Source organism: Gordonia lacunae (assembly GCF_002149015.1).
GTDB classification, from domain to species: domain Bacteria; phylum Actinomycetota; class Actinomycetes; order Mycobacteriales; family Mycobacteriaceae; genus Gordonia; species Gordonia lacunae.
Window position 1 is genome coordinate 1 of the sequence record NZ_NGFO01000005.1, and the last position, 16,803, is coordinate 16,803.

14 protein-coding genes are annotated in these 16,803 nt (G+C 68.4%); 5 read left to right on the plus strand and 9 right to left on the minus strand.

The window, feature by feature from the left end; genetic code table 11:
- Nucleotides 1–87: 87 nt before the first annotated feature.
- On the minus strand, nucleotides 88–1,200 hold the full coding sequence (locus CA982_RS05560) for a CaiB/BaiF CoA transferase family protein (RefSeq protein WP_086534367.1): 1,113 nt from the start codon (nucleotides 1,198–1,200) through the stop codon (nucleotides 88–90).
- A 196-nt stretch (nucleotides 1,201–1,396) separates the two neighbouring features.
- Here CA982_RS05560 and mftE point away from each other — a divergent pair, with 196 nt between their 5' ends.
- The 5 genes from mftE to CA982_RS05585 are packed head-to-tail and all read left to right on the plus strand — an operon-like array spanning nucleotide 1,397 to nucleotide 6,068.
- Nucleotides 1,397–2,092, plus strand: a complete 696-nt coding sequence (gene mftE, locus CA982_RS05565) for a mycofactocin biosynthesis peptidyl-dipeptidase MftE (RefSeq protein ID WP_086534368.1) — start codon at nucleotides 1,397–1,399, stop codon at nucleotides 2,090–2,092.
- Entirely contained in the window at nucleotides 2,089–3,624 is a 1,536-nt protein-coding gene (mftF, locus tag CA982_RS05570) for a mycofactocin biosynthesis glycosyltransferase MftF (protein ID WP_086534369.1), read from the plus strand. Before mftE ends, mftF begins: the two co-directional genes overlap by 4 nt.
- Nucleotides 3,621–4,955, plus strand: coding sequence for a mycofactocin system GMC family oxidoreductase MftG (mftG, locus tag CA982_RS05575; protein WP_086534370.1), 1,335 nt, complete (start codon nucleotides 3,621–3,623; stop codon nucleotides 4,953–4,955). Before mftF ends, mftG begins: the two co-directional genes overlap by 4 nt.
- 38 nt (nucleotides 4,956–4,993) lie before the next feature.
- Complete coding sequence (locus CA982_RS05580) at nucleotides 4,994–5,425, plus strand: PPOX class F420-dependent oxidoreductase (protein WP_086534371.1); 432 nt, start codon at nucleotides 4,994–4,996, stop codon at nucleotides 5,423–5,425.
- Nucleotides 5,412–6,068, plus strand: a complete 657-nt coding sequence (locus tag CA982_RS05585; RefSeq protein ID WP_208617891.1) for a hypothetical protein — start codon at nucleotides 5,412–5,414, stop codon at nucleotides 6,066–6,068. The genes CA982_RS05580 and CA982_RS05585 overlap by 14 nt, the downstream gene beginning before the upstream one ends.
- A gap of 14 nt (nucleotides 6,069–6,082) precedes the next feature.
- On the opposite strand, the gene CA982_RS05590 is transcribed toward CA982_RS05585, so the two are convergent.
- The 8 genes from CA982_RS05590 to CA982_RS05625 all read right to left on the minus strand — a co-directional run bounded on the left by CA982_RS05590 (nucleotide 6,083) and on the right by CA982_RS05625 (nucleotide 16,776).
- Nucleotides 6,083–6,841 carry a MerR family transcriptional regulator gene (locus CA982_RS05590; RefSeq protein WP_086534372.1) on the minus strand — a complete coding sequence of 253 codons (759 nt, stop codon included), beginning with the start codon at nucleotides 6,839–6,841 and terminating at the stop codon, nucleotides 6,083–6,085.
- 4 nt (nucleotides 6,842–6,845) lie between these two features.
- A complete protein-coding gene (locus tag CA982_RS05595; RefSeq protein WP_086534373.1) occupies nucleotides 6,846–8,339 on the minus strand; it encodes a flavin-containing monooxygenase in 1,494 nt (497 codons plus the stop codon).
- A 10-nt stretch (nucleotides 8,340–8,349) separates the two neighbouring features.
- Nucleotides 8,350–9,273, minus strand: coding sequence for a reductase (locus CA982_RS05600; RefSeq protein ID WP_086534374.1), 924 nt, complete (start codon nucleotides 9,271–9,273; stop codon nucleotides 8,350–8,352).
- 43 nt (nucleotides 9,274–9,316) lie between these two features.
- Nucleotides 9,317–10,177, minus strand: a complete 861-nt coding sequence (locus tag CA982_RS05605) for an SDR family NAD(P)-dependent oxidoreductase (protein WP_086534375.1) — start codon at nucleotides 10,175–10,177, stop codon at nucleotides 9,317–9,319.
- A complete protein-coding gene (locus CA982_RS05610) occupies nucleotides 10,174–11,181 on the minus strand; it encodes an alpha/beta hydrolase (protein ID WP_086534376.1) in 1,008 nt (335 codons plus the stop codon). The genes CA982_RS05605 and CA982_RS05610 overlap by 4 nt, the downstream gene beginning before the upstream one ends.
- A gap of 54 nt (nucleotides 11,182–11,235) precedes the next feature.
- The gene (locus CA982_RS05615; RefSeq protein WP_086534377.1) at nucleotides 11,236–12,888 is read right to left on the minus strand and encodes an NCS1 family nucleobase:cation symporter-1; all 1,653 of its coding nucleotides are present in this window, start codon (nucleotides 12,886–12,888) and stop codon (nucleotides 11,236–11,238) included.
- A 181-nt stretch (nucleotides 12,889–13,069) separates the two neighbouring features.
- Entirely contained in the window at nucleotides 13,070–14,980 is a 1,911-nt protein-coding gene (locus CA982_RS05620) for a S9 family peptidase (protein ID WP_086534378.1), read from the minus strand.
- A complete protein-coding gene (locus tag CA982_RS05625; RefSeq protein ID WP_086534379.1) occupies nucleotides 14,977–16,776 on the minus strand; it encodes an N-acetylglutaminylglutamine amidotransferase in 1,800 nt (599 codons plus the stop codon). Before CA982_RS05625 ends, CA982_RS05620 begins: the two co-directional genes overlap by 4 nt.
- Nucleotides 16,777–16,803: the final 27 nt, after the last annotated feature.

A 16,803-nucleotide genomic window follows, 5' to 3' on the forward strand; every position in this document is an offset into this window, starting at 1 on the left:
GCTTTCGCTCCTCGCACCTCGGGGGGCGGGGTGGGTCGCTTTCGCTCCCCGCGTTCGGTCCTCGCTCCTCGGGGAGCGGGTCGTTCGTCAGTCGGCCCAGAGGGTCGACGGATCGGTCGCCTCGGTGGTCGGGCCCGTCGGGGTCTCCGGCTTGGTGCGCGAGAACCGCGGTGCCACCTGGGCCTGGGTCACGCCGTCGATGTCGACGAGGTTGGCGCGTGCGGCCATGTGGGCGTCGGCGGGCGCCTCGGCGAAGGTGAGGACGGGGGAGGTGCAGGCGTCGGTGCCCTCGAAGACCGCGGCCCAGTCGTCGCGGGTGCGGGACTTGAAGGTCTCGGTGAAGACCTCCTTCAGCTTGTCCCACTGGGCGATGTCGTTCTGGTCCGGCAGATCCGCGTCGGTCAGTTCGAGGCCCTTGAGCAGTTCGGCGTAGAACTGCGGTTCGATCGCGCCGACCGCCATGTACTTGCCGTCGGAGGTCTCGTAGACCTCGTAGTACGGGGCGCCGGTGTCGAGGAGGTTCACGCCTCTTGTGTCGCTCCACAGGCCGGTGCCCCGGAACGCCCACATCATCTGTCCGAGAACGGAAGCGCCGTCGACCATGGCGGCGTCGACCACCTGCCCTCGACCGGAGATCCCGCGCTCGAGCAGCGCCGCGAGGACGCCGACGACGAGGAACATCGACCCACCGCCGAAGTCGCCGGCCAGGTTGAGCGGCGGCACCGGACGGTCGTCCTTGCGTCCGATGGCATGCAGCATCCCGGTGAGCGAGATGTAGTTGATGTCGTGGCCGGCCAGGTTGGCGCGCGGCCCGTCCTGACCCCAGCCGGTCATGCGTCCGTAGACCAGTCCCGGGTTCACCTTCTCGAGATCATCCGGTCCGAGTCCGAGGCGCTCCATCACGCCGGGGCGGAAGCCCTCGAGGATCACGTCGGCCTTGGCGACGAGGCCGAGGATCGTCTCGCGGTCGTTCTCGTCTTTGAGGTTCGCCTCGACGACGCGTCGGCCACGGAGGAGGGCATCGGCGTTGCGGCCCGGCGTGGGCAGCGAGCCGGGCCGTTGCACCCGCACGACATCGGCGCCGAGATCGGCCAGGAGCATGGCGGCATGCGGGCCGGGGCCGATGCCGGCGAATTCGATGACCCGGATCGAACTCAGTGGGCCGGGCTTGCCGCTGTCGCGTGGTGTGGCACTGCTCATGGGTGTCGTCCTCCCGATCGTTGTACTGCGCACTGTGTCAGGTGTCACTGGATGCACCAAGCATTCCACAACCGATCGAACGCTCGTCAGAGTGGTCCGAGGCGGGATCTGGGCGCGTTTTTCGCTTCGTTTTTCGGGCGAGACCGACACACTCGCAAGCACCATCGCTAGCATTGGTCGAATGACAGGGCCATCGATGTTGGGGCAGTGCAACTGGCCAGACCTCGATGGGCAGGTGATCACCCTGCTGGTGCCCCTCGGCTCGGTCGAACAACACGGCCCCCACCTTCCGCTCGACACCGACACGCGCATCGCCGCGGCGATCGCAGACCGCGTGTGCGGACGATCGGACGCTCCCGGGCTCCTGCGCGCCCCTGATCTCAACTACGGTGCCAGCGGCGAACACGAGGGCTTCGCCGGCACCATCTCGATCGGGCACGAGGCGCTGCGGGGTCTGCTCGTCGAATACGGCCGCAGTGCGTGCCGGTGGGCGGCGCGTGTGGTGTTCGTCAACGGACACGGCGGAAACACCAGGACCCTGGTCGAGGCGGTGACCCGACTACGGTACGAAGGCCGGGACGTCGCCTGGTTCCCGTGCGCGTTCGACGGCGCCGATGCGCACGCCGGCTTCACCGAAACGTCTGTGCTGCTGCATGTTTCACCATCAGTGGTCGATCGGTCGCGTGCCGTCGCCGGCAATCGGGAGCCGGTGGGTGCGCTGCTGGGTGCGATGCGGTCGGGCGGTGTGGCCGCCGTCAGCCCCAACGGGGTCCTCGGTGACCCGGAGGGTGCGAACCCCGACGACGGTGCAGGCCTGGTCGGCGACGTCACCGATCGGCTGTGCACTGCGCTCGAGTCGTGGCAGGTCGACGATCTGGGGCGCCTGGGATGACGGCCCTCGACGACTCGGCCCCACGTCGCTGGGCCGAGAACCAGGACGCGAGCGCGGACGGGACGGCTGCCCAGGACGGTTCCGACGCCACCGGCCGGGACGGTGAGCCGGCCGCGGACGTGTCGGCGGGAACGCCCACCGGTCTGCCCGACGGATTCCAGGTGCAGATCGACCTGCGGTGCGCGAAGGCCGGCGACTTCCGCTACCTCGTCGGCGGATCGCCGACACGACTGCTGCGCATGTCCGACACCGCGCTCGGGATGACCTCCGAGGATGGACGGATCGAGGTGTGCGACAACGTGACCCGGCGTCTCGCCCGCGCTCTGCTGGATGCGGGAATCGCCAATCCGCGGCCGATGTTCGGTCCGCAGCCGGACGATGTCACCGTGGTCATCCCGGTGCGGGACAACCAGGACGGTGTCGACCGCCTCCTCGAGGCCCTCGACGGGTTGGCCGTGATCGTCGTCGACGACGGCTCGGCGACGCCGATCGAGACGGACCGGCCGACCGCCCGGGTCCTGCGCTTCGACGAGAATCGCGGCCCGTCGGCGGCGCGCAACGCGGGAGCGGCGGCGGCGACGACCGATTTCGTCGCCTTCCTCGACTCCGACGTCGTGCCGGACCCGGACTGGCTCACGATCTTGCTCACCCACTTCTCGGATCCGACCGTGGGCCTCGTCGCTCCGCGGATCGTCGGACTGCAGTCCGACGACTCGATGGCGGCATCGCTGGCCGAGCGCTACGAGAACGGCTGGTCGTCGCTGGACATGGGGCCCGAGGAGTCCGCGGTGGCGCCGTCCACCCGGACTCCGTACGTGCCCAGTGCGGCGATGGTCGTGCGGCGCAGCGCTTTCTGTGGATTCGACGAGTCACTGCGGGTGGCCGAGGACGTCGACGCATGCTGGCGGATGCACGCGCAGGGATGGCGGATCCGATACGACCCGGTGGCGCGGGTGGCCCACGAGCACCGCACGGACCTGCGGTCGGTGCTCTCGCGTCGCTGCTTCTACGGCACCGGTGCGGCGCACCTGGCCTCCCGGCACGGTGACCGCGCGGCGCCGATGAAGATGTCGGTCCCGATGGCGGCCGCGGTGGTCGCGCTGCTGTCGCGAACCCGTTTCGGTGCCGCACTGGCCATGATCATCCTCACGCACCTCGCGGTCCGGATGCGGCGTCGGCTCGGCGACCTGCCCTCGGCGCCGCTGGTGTCCGCGCAGATGACCGGACGGGCCGCCGGGTTCGGTTTGCTGCAGGCCGCCGATGCGATCTGCCGTCACTACTGGCCGGTGGCGTTGTTGCTCGCGCTGGTGTCGAAGCGATTCCGCACCCTCGCCGTGCAGGTGGCGATCGTCGAGGGGGTGGTCTCCTGGGTCCGGGACCTGCTCGCCGATCCGACCAGTCCACCCACCCTCGGCCCGCTGCGCTACATCCTCATGCACCGACTCGACGATCTGGCCTACGGCGCCGGCCTCTGGCAGGGAGTCATCGCCCATCGAGACCCGGAAGCGTTGCGCCCGGTCATCTCTCGATGACAACGGCCGATCGGTCGTTCACCGCGGACGTCGTCATCGTCGGTGCCGGCAGTGCCGGGTGCGTGCTCGCCGAGAGGCTCTCGCGGGAGCCGGACCGGACCGTCGTACTGCTCGAACGGGGGCCCGCGGGGTTGCCCACACCGGCGGATCTGGATCTCCGGCGACTACCGATCGACGACGCCGCGCCGCACGCGGTCCGGCACGACACCGATCTCGGGGTGTCCGCGGCCCGCGGATCGGCCCTCGGCGGCTCGTCGGCGGTGAACGGCGGGTACTTCCTGAGGTGGCATCGAGACGACTTCGGGTCGTGGCCGGCGGGATGGGAGCCCGACTCCATCGCCGACGCCTATGACGAACTGGACGCGCCCGTGCGAGGCACGATGGGTGTCGGACCTGTGCCCGACGACGAACTCGGAGACGCCGGACGCGCTTTCGAGCGCTACTGGTCGGAGCGGGCGCCGGTGCGCCCGATGACGCAGCGGTGGCCGGTGGTGGGGTTGAATCGGGTGCTGACCAATCGCCGCGGAGTCGGACGTCGCTCGGCCGCGGATGCCTACCTCGCCCCCGCACTGTCACGCCCCAATCTCCGGGTGCTGACCGGGCACACGGTGGACCGCCTGGACACGGCTCGGGCCACGGTGACGGGCGTGCGCGCGGGGGCGCTCGGGGTGAGTGCGGGGGAGGTGATCCTCGCCGCGGGCACCCTCGGGACCGCGGGGATCCTGCTTCGATCGGAACTCCCGGGCGTGACCGGCCGGACGCATGCGCGGTCGCTGATCGCCGGGGAGCATCGAGGCCTCGCGGTGTCGTACTCGAGGCGATCGCCGGCGGATGCGGGAATGGTGTTGCCGACCGTGCTACACACCGACGAAGGTCTCGAGATACGTTGCTATCGGGATGATTTCGCGACCTACATTCGCGGTTTGCCGGCCAGCGGGCCGATCGTCGAGGTGACCGCGATGCGGCACTCGCCGGTGCGGATCGTCGCCGACGACGCACGCGTGCGGATGGAGGTCGACGAGCCGGACCCGGACACCGCCGCCACGCTGCGGACGGCAGCCGACGGGATCGTGGACATGCTGGGGGCGCCGGAGTTCGCCGGCGTCGTCGTGCCGGGGAGCGTCCGTATCGCCGATCGGGCGGGGTTCTCCCAGCACGCCTGGGGGACCATGCCGATGGGTGTCCGGACCGACTGGCTCGGCGGCGTGTCCGGGATCCACGGACTGCGGATCGTCGACGGGTCGATACTTCCCGGCAGCGGACGCAGCGGTCCGCACGCCACCATCATGATGATGGCCTGCCGGATCGGTGCGGTACTCGCGCAACGGTGAGCCGGACGAGTCCGGGACGCACCACCTACCCTGAGAGCATGTCTGCATCCTCGCTGTCCGACCCGGCCGTCCGCGATTTCCTGACCGGCGGCACGAAAACCGGTCATCTCGGATATCTCGCCGCCGACGGACGGCCCCTCGTCGTTCCGGTGTGGTTCGTGCTCGACGGTGACCGGATCGCCTTCAACACCGGCGCCACCACGGCCAAAGGCCGTGCGCTGCTGCGCGATCCGCGGGTCGTGATGTCGGTCGACCTGCCCGAACCGCCCTTCGGGTTCGTGCAGGTGCAGGGCCGCGCCCGCATCACCGACGACCTCGACGAGGTACGTCGCATCGCCTCGCTGTGCGGGGCGCGGTACATGGGCGCCGACCGCGCCGAGGAATTCGGGGCCCGCAACGGGGTGCCCGGCGAGCTGGCGATCTGGATCGAGCCGAGCAAGGTCATCGCGAGCCTCGATGTCACCGCATGAGCGCGGGCACGCGCTCCTGACTCCGACCCTGCGCACCCAGTGCTGGGGGTTCATGGTCGGGTCGGCGCTGTTCGCGCTGGGTTCGGCCCCCGGGCTGGCGCATCTGGCGGGTGCCGGATTCGCCAACGGCTGCTACTTCGTCGGCGCGTGGTTCTTCACCGGTGCGGGTTTCATCCAGCTCGTTCGGAGCGGAACCGTGGCCGAGCTGCGGTCCTCGGCCCCGGGTTCGGTGATCCGTGCCGAATGGCTCGGCGCGGCAACGCAATCAGTGGGCACGATTCTCTTCAACGTGTCGACGACGGGGGCGCTCCTCGCACACACGATCTGGGGCGACCGGCACCTCGTCTGGACCCCTGACGCCGGCGGCTCGATCGCCTTCCTCATCAGTGGCGCGGTCGCCTTCGCCGGGTACACCCGCGCCACCGGACGCCGGTGGGATGCGGGTGACCGCAACTGGTGGTCGGTGCTGATCAACTGGATCGGGTGTGTCGCCTTCGGCGTGTCCGCGGTCGGGGCGTTCGTGACCACGGGCGGCGTCACCGCCGACGCCGTGGCGGCCACGTCCGGGACGTTCGTCGGTGCGATCTGCTTCTTCTTGGCGTCGCTCGTCGTTCTCCCGGAGCGGCACAACGTATCCCGCTGAGCGTGGCTCTGGACTCAGTCCGACTGCGGCGCGTCGGCGTCCGCGCGTTCGTCCACGGCGCTCTGGTGGGCCGAGAGCTCCCGGTCAAGTGCCGTGTCGAGCGCGCGGTCGAGGGCGGCGTGCGCGTTCTCCGTCCCGACGCGGCGCATCATGCCCAGCAGGTTCACCGCCCAGGCCACGTCGTCGTCGTTCTCCGGCAGCCAGCCCGGACCCTTGCGCCGGTCCACCTCGTCGTGCGCGGCCGCGAGCAGGATCTCGGCGGCCTCGTTGATCTTTCCGGTGAACCGTTCGTGCACGTCGGCCAGCGCGGAGATCTGCATGCCCCGCCGTACGAGCTTCGCCAGGTTCCCGATGATGCGCCGATCGACGGCTTCGTACACCCCGTCGCGCGCGGTCTCGGCGATCACCCCGGCGCGCACGAGGGCGGCGACCTGCGCGTCGTCCAGCGGACCGAATCGCTCGTCGAGCTCGGCGCGGGTGATCTCCGGACGCGATGTACTCGACCAGTGCTCGTCGAGGATCTCGTTGAGCTCCAACGCATCCCCGATGCGAGCGCCGGGATTGGTCATGAAGGTGGCGATGTGCTTGAGCGTGAATCCGCTACCGAGCAGCTTGTTGATGGCCCGGAGATTGCGGAGGTGCTTCTCGGTGTAGATCGCCACTCGTCCACGGCGGAGCGGCTGGGGGAGCAGCCCCCGCTCCTGGTAGCCGCGGATGTTCCGGGTGGTGGTTCCGGACACGCGCGCCAGGTCGTCGATCCGGTACTCGGTCATCCCCTCACTGTATCGCTGCCGCGGCCGGAGTCCGAGCCCCCTGGTGGACGAGAATCCGGTAGTCACGCAGCTCGACGCGGCGGAGCTGGCCGACGTACTGGGTGGCGAAGCCGGGATACATCGTCGCGTTGAACCCGTCCTCGGTCAGGTACCAGCTCTGGCAGCCCGAGTTCCACGTGGTCGAGGTCAACCGGCGCTGGATGTCGCGGTTGTACCGCTCCTGCGCCTCGGCGCGGACGTCGAGGGCCTTCCACCCGTGGTCGAGCAGCTGCGTGATGGCGTCGGTGATGTAGTCGATCTGTGCCTCCATGTAGACCAGGGCGGAGCTGTGGCCGGGACCGGAATTGGGTCCGAATGTGAAGAACAGGTTGGGATAGCCGGACACCGCGACGCTGCGGTAGGCGAACGCGCCCCGACCCCACTCCGCGGCCAGATCCCGCCCGTCGAGGCCGGTGATCGGGATCGGCGTCCCGTTCTTGGACACGTCGAAGCCGGTCGCGAACACGATGCAATCGAACTGGTGCTCAACACCTTCGACGGTGCGGATGCCACGTTCGGCGATGCGGGCGATCGGCCAGGTGACCAGTGTGCAGTTCGGCCGTTGCAGCGCCGGGTAGTAGTCGCTGGTCATGAGGAGGCGTTTGCATCCCGCGGCGAAGTCGGGGGTGAGTTGCCTGCGCAGCCACGGGTCGGCGACCTGGGAGCGCAGGTGGAACTTGCTCACCGCCTCGACGACGCGGGTGAGGGGGGTGTTCCAGACGACGCCCAGGGCCACCGTCTCGTGACCCCAGAACCAGAGCGATCGTGCGAGCCGCTGCGCGCCGGGCACCGACCGATACAGCCGTTTGGTGGCCTCACCGGTCCGGACGTCGGCGCGGGGGAGGACCCAGCCGGGAGTGCGCTGGAAGACCTTCACCGACGCGGCCTGTTTCACCAGTTCCGGCACGATCTGCACCGCGCTGGCCCCGGTGCCCACGACCGCGACCTTCTTGCCCGTGAAGTCGTAGTCGTGATCCCAACGCGCGCTGTGGATCTTGTGCCCCTGGTAGTCCTCGATGCCGGGGATGTCGGGGAACGAGGCGTTCGCGAGCGGCCCGGAGGCGAGCACGACCGCGCGCGCCCGTACTTGCTCGTGTCCCTCGTCGAAGGTGATGGTCCACAGGCCTTCGTCGGCGCTGTACTCCAGCCCCGACACCGTGTGACCGAACCGGATGTGCGGGCCGATCCCGGAATCGTCCACCATCGACCGGATGTAGTCGAGGATCTCGGCGCTCCGCGAGTAGGTGTGTGACCACTCGGGATTGGGTGCGAAGCTGTAGGAGTACAGGCGCGACGGGATGTCGCACGCGGCCCCCGGATAGGTGTTGTCGCGCCAGGTGCCACCGACCCGGTCGTCGCGTTCGAAGATCGCGAAGTCGTCGATTCCGCGATCGCGGAGACGGATCGCCGCCCCGATGCCCGCGAAGCCGGCACCGATGATCGCCACCGAGGTGTGCATGCCCACCCCCTCAGGCCGTCGGCTCATAGGTGAGTTCCTGCGACCACGTGGGCGTTCGGTGGACGAGACCGAACGGAATGCGATCGGTGAGCTTCACCATCGAGTCGGCGAACAGGTGGTACGGCACGTTTCCTCGATTGATCACCGCCGCACCGTGGTACGCGACCACCTGGAACATGGGGAGGCGCCGTACGTACTCGCTACGTTCGCCCACCGCCCGGTAACGCTTCATCGCGCTGTACAACCGTTCCTCGTCGACGCCCATCGCGACGATGTTGTCGCGCATCTTGTTCAGGAGCGGAACGTAACTGAGCGCGCCGATCAGGAAGGTCGGCTTGATCCATCCGCCGACGAAGTCGATCGTTCGCTTGCGCAACCCCGCATGTCCGAGGATCTCCATCACCTCGAAGTCGACCGCGAGGTGCCGCGACTCGTCGGAGTTGATCCGCTTGAACACCTCCTGGGCCACCGGGTCCTTGACCTCGTCGGTGATGAACTTGATCAGCGCGCCGTCGAGCGCGACCTCGAGCATCGGGATCACGGTTCCCAGAAAGGACAGGGACATGTCGTCGGAGTGCCGGTCGAGCCAGTTGATCACCAGCTGCACGTTCACATTCGGTGACGGGATCTCGTCGCCGTCGAGCATCCCCCACCGGCGCATCAGTGCCAGTTCGGCATTGGCATGCTTCTGTTCCTCGGCGTGGAAGTGCTCGTAGATGCTCTTGAGCGTCGGGGTCGGGGCCTTCTTCGCCATTGCCGCGAAGCCGCGTGCACCGACGTTCTCGATCCACATGAGGTCACTCATGAAGGGTTTGAGCTTGGCGTGCAGATCCGGCTCGATGAGTTCGGCGCCCGGTGCATCCCAGTCGATGTCGGCCAGAGCCCATTGGCGGTCTTTGATCTTCTGGAGCATGTTGTCGAGGTCGATGGCCATGAGAAGGTCCTTTCGTGTGGTCGTTCGGCCGAGGTCTGACGCGTCAGGACGACGGCAGGAGACGGTTGAGGAGTCCGAGTCCGCGGACGTAGGACGCGGGGAAGTGTCGCTTGAGATGCCAGATCACGCGTGCGTCCAGCTGCGGTAGGACGTAGAGACGTCCCAGGTCGTGGGCGTCGAGTGTCGACGCGGCCACGCCGGCTGGTGACACCCCGGTCCAGCGCATCAGCGTTCCCGCGAGATTCTGTGCGTCCGAGGTGATCCGACCGTCTCGCGCGACGTTGGTCTTGACGAACGTCGGGCACAACACCGTGACACCGATGCCGGAGTGCGCCAGTTCCGCGGCGAGAGTCTCGCTCAGCGAGACCACGCCCGCCTTGGACACGTTGTAGGGGGCCATCACGGGCGCGGCGGCGAAACCTGCTGCCGACGCGACGTTGATGATCCCGCCGCGGCCCGCCTCGCGGAGCATCGGCGCGAAGAGTTCGCAACCGTACACCACGCCCCACAGGTTGATCCCGAGAGTCCAGTCCCAGTCGTCGAACCCGATGTCGCCGACCGGGCGACCGCCGATGCCGACCCCGGCGTTGTTGATGACGAGTGTCGGTGGTCCGTCGAACGTCGTACGGGTGAACGCCGCGAGCGAATCCATCGCCGCCCGGTCCGCGACATCGCAGCCGAAGGCATGGGCCGTCCGGCCGGTCCGGCCGGTGACGAGGGACGCGGTCTCGTCGGCGCGTTCCTCGTCGATGTCGGCGCAGATCACCTCGCCCCCGCGCCGGCCGAGTTCGAGCGCGAATGCCCGGCCGATCCCGCTCCCGGCCCCGGTCACGACTGCTCTGGCGTTCTGCGACAAGGGGTTTCGCAGGAACCGGCGTCGGACGCCGTCGACCGCCGTGATCATGAGGCGTCCGAGACGGTGTGTGCGGCCGGGACGGACGTCGCCGACGGCCCGGTCGACTCCTGGTCGGCCAGGAAGTCGCCGACTCGCCGGAGGGCTGCGTCGGCCTCGGGGCCCAGCCGCGGGAGCGCCTGGAAGACATGCATCATGCCGGGCCAGATCTCCAGCCGGCTGTCACCGCCATGTGCGCGGAGTTCTGCGTCCAGATGGCGCGCGTCGGCGCTGAGCATCTCGGCGCCACCGGTCTGGACCAGGAACGGTGGGAGGTGCCGCGCCGGTGCGAAGTCGAGGGACAGTCGGGGGTCGTCGGCGGCGACGTCGCGGGTGTACAGGGCCACCAGGCGCGCCGCGGCCGCCGCCGTGATGGCCGGGTCGCGCCGGATGCGTTCCTGGGTGCGCGCCAGCTCGAAGGTGAGATCGATGAGCGGGGAGAACAGGACGACCGACGAGGGCTGCTCGGCGGCATCGGCTGCGCGCCGGAGGACGAGATCGCAGGCCAGGTGGCCGCCCGCGGAGTCTCCGGCGATGACGACGTCGCCCGGTGGGAAGCCCTGCCGGAGCAGCCAGTCGAAGCCGGCGGCGACGTCGTCGGCGGCCGCGGGGAACCGGTGCTCGGGTGCCAGGCGGTAGTCGACGACGAACACGGCCAGGCCCGTGGCCAGCGACAGCCGCGCGGCGAGCGAGCGGTGCGTGCGTGCCGAACAGATCGTGTAGGCGCTGCCGTGGATGTAGTAGATCGCGCGTCGCCCGCGCCGGACGCCCGGTCCGAGCACCCACTCCCCGGAGATCCCGTTCTCCTCGACGCGGTGCACCGTCGTCCCGGCGGGGGTGCGCCCGAGGGTGCGCATGATCGTGGCGATGAGGCCACGCGAGAGGCGGATTCCCAGCGGGTTCAGCGGTATCGCGCCGGTGAACGTGCCGAGCCCCCACCTCGTCGCGTGGGCCGTGACGGTTGCCCGCGCGGACGCTCTGGTCGGCAGCGGGGTGGGCGTCGAGATGGTGTGCATCACCTCACACCATCAGCAACTGTGCCATTTGTCAATGGCACGGTTGCGGCATGACTACGTGCGTATGCCTCCGTCGGGGACGGTGTCTGCGGACACGTCGACAGCCGGGATGCCGGCGTCGTCGACCGCACCCGGCGTCACCTCGAGGTCGGCGGTCATGTGGGCGATCGCCGCGGGCCCGTAGATCACGTGGGCCGGCACGAACGTCATCCCCAGCCAGTACAGGGCCAGTCCCAGACCCGCTCCCATGAACCAGGTGAAGCTGGCCTGGTAGACGGTGCCGAAGATGACGACGCTGATCGGGAGGACCGAGGCGATGACGGTGGCGCCCACGGCAACCGGGTTCCAGCCGTTGCGGTACCAGTAGGCGCCCTCGGGCTTCATGGTGAACAGGTCGTCGACCTCGATCTTCTGCTTCTTGATGAGGTAGAAGTCGGCGATCAGGATGCCGAAAAGCGGACCGATCACCGCGCCGAGGGTGTCCATCGTGTAATGGATCGCCGTCGGGTTGTTGAAGAGGTTCCACGGCGTGATGAGCACCGAACCCACCGCGGCGATCATGCCCCCGGTGCGCCAACTGATCTTGGTGGGAGCAACATTCGAGAAGTCGAATGCGGGCGAGACGAAGTTCGCGACGATGTTGATGCCGATCGTGGCGATGGCGAACGTCAGCACGCCCAGCACTGCCGCGGTGGTGTTGTCGATGCGGTCGACGATGTGCACCGGGTCGGTGATGATGTTGCCGTCTTCGTCGGTGCCGATGACCGTGACCGCCGCGGAGACCGTGCACACCACCAGGAGGGAGAAGAAGAGGAAGTTGACCGGCAGTCCCCAGAAATTGCCCTTCTTGACCTCACCGAAAGAGCGGCCGTAGCGCGAGAAGTCGCCGAAGTTGAGCATCGGCCCGGAGAAGTAGGAGACAACGAGCGCGAATGCGCTGATCATCATCGTGATCGACGACCATCCGGAGAGTCCGTCGCCGACCGACAGGTCGAGACTCACGTTGTCCCATCCGGCCTCCACGACGAGGTAGGCCGCCAGCGCGATCATCACGACATACACTGCGGGACCACAGAAGTCGATGAACTTCCGGATCGTCTCCATCCCGTTCCAGAACACGAGCGCCTGCAGGACCCACATCAGGATGAAACCCGCCCAGCCGAGCGCGGACAACCCGAGGAAGCCATGCTGCTCGACGTCGCCCCAGGGCTCGAGTCCCGGCCAGAACTTCAGCGCCAGGAGGCCGAAAGCGACTGACGCCAAGTACGTCTGGATGCCGTACCAGACCACCGCGATCACCCCGCGGATGATCGCCGGGATGTTGGCGCCCTTGACGCCGAAGGACACCCGGGTGGTCACCGGGTAGGGAACGCCCGCCATCTGTGAGGGTTTCGCGACCAGGTTGCAGAGGACGTTGACGGCGATGATGCCGACGAGAAGGGCGACGAGAACCTGCCAGGCGGCGATGCCCAGGGCGAAGAGGCTGCCCGCGAACACGTAACCCCCGACACTGTGCACATCGGACATCCAGAAGGCGAAGATGTTGTACCACGTCCACTTCTGTTCCTTCAGCGGCGCGAGATCGGTGTTGGTGAGCCGGTCGTCGTATGTGGCCTTGACGACGCTCTCGCCGGCGGCGCCGGAATGGGACACCGCCGCTGGTGTCGGTGGGTGCGGACCGGGCGTCCCGGCGGATGGGGTGGACATGGCGTTCTCCTGGTCTTCCGGTCAGCGGCCGGGGGTCGGAAGTCGTTCGGGCGGCGCTGATGGGAAAAATGTAGGAACGCTTTGTTACCCCGCGATGAACGTGCCGAAATATTCGCGGACGTTCGACGACGGGGCCAGACCGGCCGAACCGGGTGTCAGGCCGCCGGGGTCAGGCGTCGGATCAGCGGGGCGCGGGACGGGTGGGGTGTCGCGCGATCCAGTCGGCCACCGCCTCGGTGAGCCGATGTTGGTTGTGTCGCTTGACGATCTCGTGACCTTCGTCGTGGAACATCAACATCTCGGCGACTGCCCCGCGGGCCTGGAGTTCGGCGACGATCTGCTGCGACTCGCTCACCGGGACGTTGGTGTCGTGCGCGCCGTGGACGACGAGCAATGGCGCACGCACCGCGTCGATACGGTGGATGGGCGAGAGATCGGCGAGCAGCTCGCGGTCGGACTCGGGATGGCCGTACTTGGTGTAGGCGGCGACCGCGATCCACGGTTCGGTGTTGCGGAAGAACGATTCGAGGTCACTCATTCCGCAGATCGCGATCCCGGCGGCGAACAGCTCGGGGTGGAACGTCAGGCACGCCAGGGTGAGGTAGCCGCCGTAGGAACGGCCGGAGCAATAGACCGCATCGGGGTCGGCGATGCCCTGCCGGCACAGGAATTCCGCGCAGTCCGCGGCGTCGTTGATCCCGGCGTACCGCCCGTACCGGTCGTCGGCATGGGCGAACAGCCGGCCGTAGCCCGACGAACCGCGGACGTTCGCGGCGAAGACCGTGATCCCGGCGTCGACCAGGGGGCCGAACAGGAACTGGTAGTCCGGGCGGGATTGCCCCTCGGGTCCGCCGTGGAAGTACAGGAGGGTCGGCCCCGGAACGGGGGATCCGGTGGCGTCGCGGGCGCGGAACAGGAAGCCGGACAGCGGCATACCGTCGCGCGCGGAGAACTCGAGGAGTTCGGGCCGGAGCAGGCACGAGGGCCCCTCGCCCGCGATGACGTCGTCGCGGACGGGATACACGGCGCGGTTGGCGACATCGATGAGGTGGACCAGAGGTGAGTGTTGTGGACTCGACACCGTCACGGTGACCACTGAACCCGCCGCACTGATCGAGAGGTCGGACGCCACCTCGCCGGGCAGGTCGATGGGTGGGTGCAGGGTCTGATCGGGCAGCGTCATGATCTGGAACTGACTGCGCCCCTGCACATTCCACAGCAATGCGACCGTCGACTGGTCGTGGCTGACCGCGAACTCGTCGAGCCCGATGTCGACCCGCTGGGCCAACACCCGGAACCGCACGCCGAACCGGCTGACCTCCACACCGAGCAGCCGCGGGAACTTGGCGTCGAAGTCACTGCGCACCAGGGCCTGGACGCTGTCGAGATCGCGGGTCGGTTCGTTCGGCGCGGGCACGAAGACCAGTGAGGAGTGATCGAACCCCTGGTCGAGCAGGTAACCCTGATCGGTGACCGCACCGGGATCCTGCGGTAGGAGAGGGGTCATCGAGATCTCGCCGTCGCCCGAGTCGGGCTGCCGGCGCAACAGCAACATGTCGTGATAGCCGCGGGGACCCACACGGACGAGGGTGGCGCCCTTCCACGAGTCGATGAGCACGCTGCCGACGCGCTGGTCCAGGGTGAGGGTGGTCGCGGTGCCGGGATGCACGCGAAGTGCGTGGGAGGTGCCGTCGGTGTCGATGGCGGTGATGAGGACCCAGTCGGTGTCCCATCCGACGAGACCGACGGTGCCGAACGAGCGGCCGTCGGGACGGGTCGCCGCGATGCGGTGGGCGGTGTCGTCATCGGGATCGGTGGTCACGACCCAGACCTGGTGGTGCTCGCCGCCGCTGGGGGCGATCTCCACCGCCAGCCAGCGGCCGTCGGTGGAGTGCACCACCTTCCGGACGGGTCCGGTGGATCGCAGTTCGACCCACCGCAACTCGCCGACACCGTCCCGGGACAGCGAGCGCTGCGCGGCCCGTGGGTACCCGGTGCCGTCGTCGACGATGTAGGCGAACGCGCTCCCGTCCGGGGAGAGGGAGGCGCCGTAGGTCTTCCAGCCGCGGTCGTCGAATCGCAGAGCCGTCACCGTCGTGTGTTCGCTTCCATGGTCTGCAGCCACATCTCGAGGAGCGCGACCTGCCACAGTTCGTTGCCGTCGAGCCTGGTGCGGATTCCGTTGGGGTCGGCGAAGAGCCGATCGAGCGCCCCGGGCCGGTACAGCCCGCGGTCGCGGGCGGCCTTGGATCGCAGGGTGTCCGAGACGAGGTCGAGGACACCGCCGGTGAGGTGGCGGATGCCCGGCACCGGGAAGTAGCCCTTCGTGCGGTCGATGACGGCCGAGGGCAGAAGCGCCCGGCTGGCCTCCTTGAGCACACCCTTGCCGCCGTGCGCGAGCTTGAGATCGGGAGGACACGTTGCGGCCAGTTCGACGAATTCGTGATCGAGGAACGGGACGCGGGCTTCCAGGCCCCAGGCCATCGTCATCGTGTCGACGCGCTTGACCGGGTCGTCGACGAGCATGACGGTGGTGTCCAGCCGCAGCGCCGCGTCGACGGCCGTGGCCGCGCCCGGCGCGGACTGGTGGGCCCACGCGAATTCGAAGCTGGGGTCGTAGCCGGCCTCCGTGAGGTAGTCGTCGGCGAGGATGCCGCGGATGTCGACGTCGTCGCGGTCGAAGAACACGTCGGCATAGGCACGCGTCGTCTTCTCGCGGGTCACGTCGAGCAGCGGGGGATACCAGCTGTACCCGCCGAGGATCTCGTCCGCGCCCTGGCCGGACTGGACCACCTTGATGGACTTGCTGACCTCCTGGGACAGGAGATAGAAGGCAACGCAGTCGTGGCTGACCATCGGTTCGCCCATCGCTGCGACCGTATCCGGGATCGCGGGCAACAAGCGGTCGGTCCCGATGTGGATCTTGTGGTGGTCGGTGCCGAAGGTGTCGACGATGAGGTCGGAGTAGGCGTACTCGTCGCCCGATTCCCCGGCCGCGGAGTCGAATCCGATGCTGAAGGTGGCGAGATCGGACTGGCCCTGCTCGGCGAGAAGCGCGACGACCAGTGAGGAGTCGACGCCGCCGGACAGCAGCACGCCGACCGGGACATCGGCGACCATGCGCCGGCGCACCGACGTCCGCAGCGAATCGAGCAGCTCGTGTTGCCACCGCTTCTCATCCCAGCCCCGGCGGTCGGGATGCGGCTCGAACGCGGGCTCCCAGTAACGGCGCTCGGTGCGCCGGCCGTCGGGCCGGATCGTCAGAACCGTCGCCGGCGGCAATTTCCGGATGCCGTTGTAGATCGTGTGGGGTGCCGGCACGACGGCGTGGAAGCTGAAGTAGTGGTGCAGGGCCACCCGGTCGATCGAGGTGTCGACGTCACCGGCGCGGAGCAGAGCCTGCACCGACGAGGCGAACCGGAGGCGACCGGGGGTGTCGGCGAGATAGAGCGGCTTGATGCCGAGCCGGTCGCGGCCGAGGGTGACCACGCCGGTGTCGGTGTCGACGATCGCGAACGCGAACATCCCCATGAAGTGGTCGACGCAGTCAGGACCCCAGGCGTGGAACGCCTTGAGGATGACCTCGCTGTCGGCATGGGAGAAGAACGTGTAGCCCTTGCCCTCGAGCTCGGCGCGCAGTTCGTGATGGTTGTAGATGCAGCCGTTGAACACCAAGGCCAGGCCGAGCGCGGGATCGATCATCGGCTGACTGCCCTTCTCGGTCAGGTCGATGATCTTCAGTCGCCGATGCCCCAGCGCCACAGACCCTTTGGCGAAGACACCGGAGCCGTCGGGGCCCCGGCGGGTCATCTCGCAGGTCATCGCGTCGACGGCCGGGACATCCGGTGCCGTGCCGTCGAACCGGATCTCGCCGCAGATTCCACACATGGGTCGCTGGTCCTCCTCGTCGCTGCC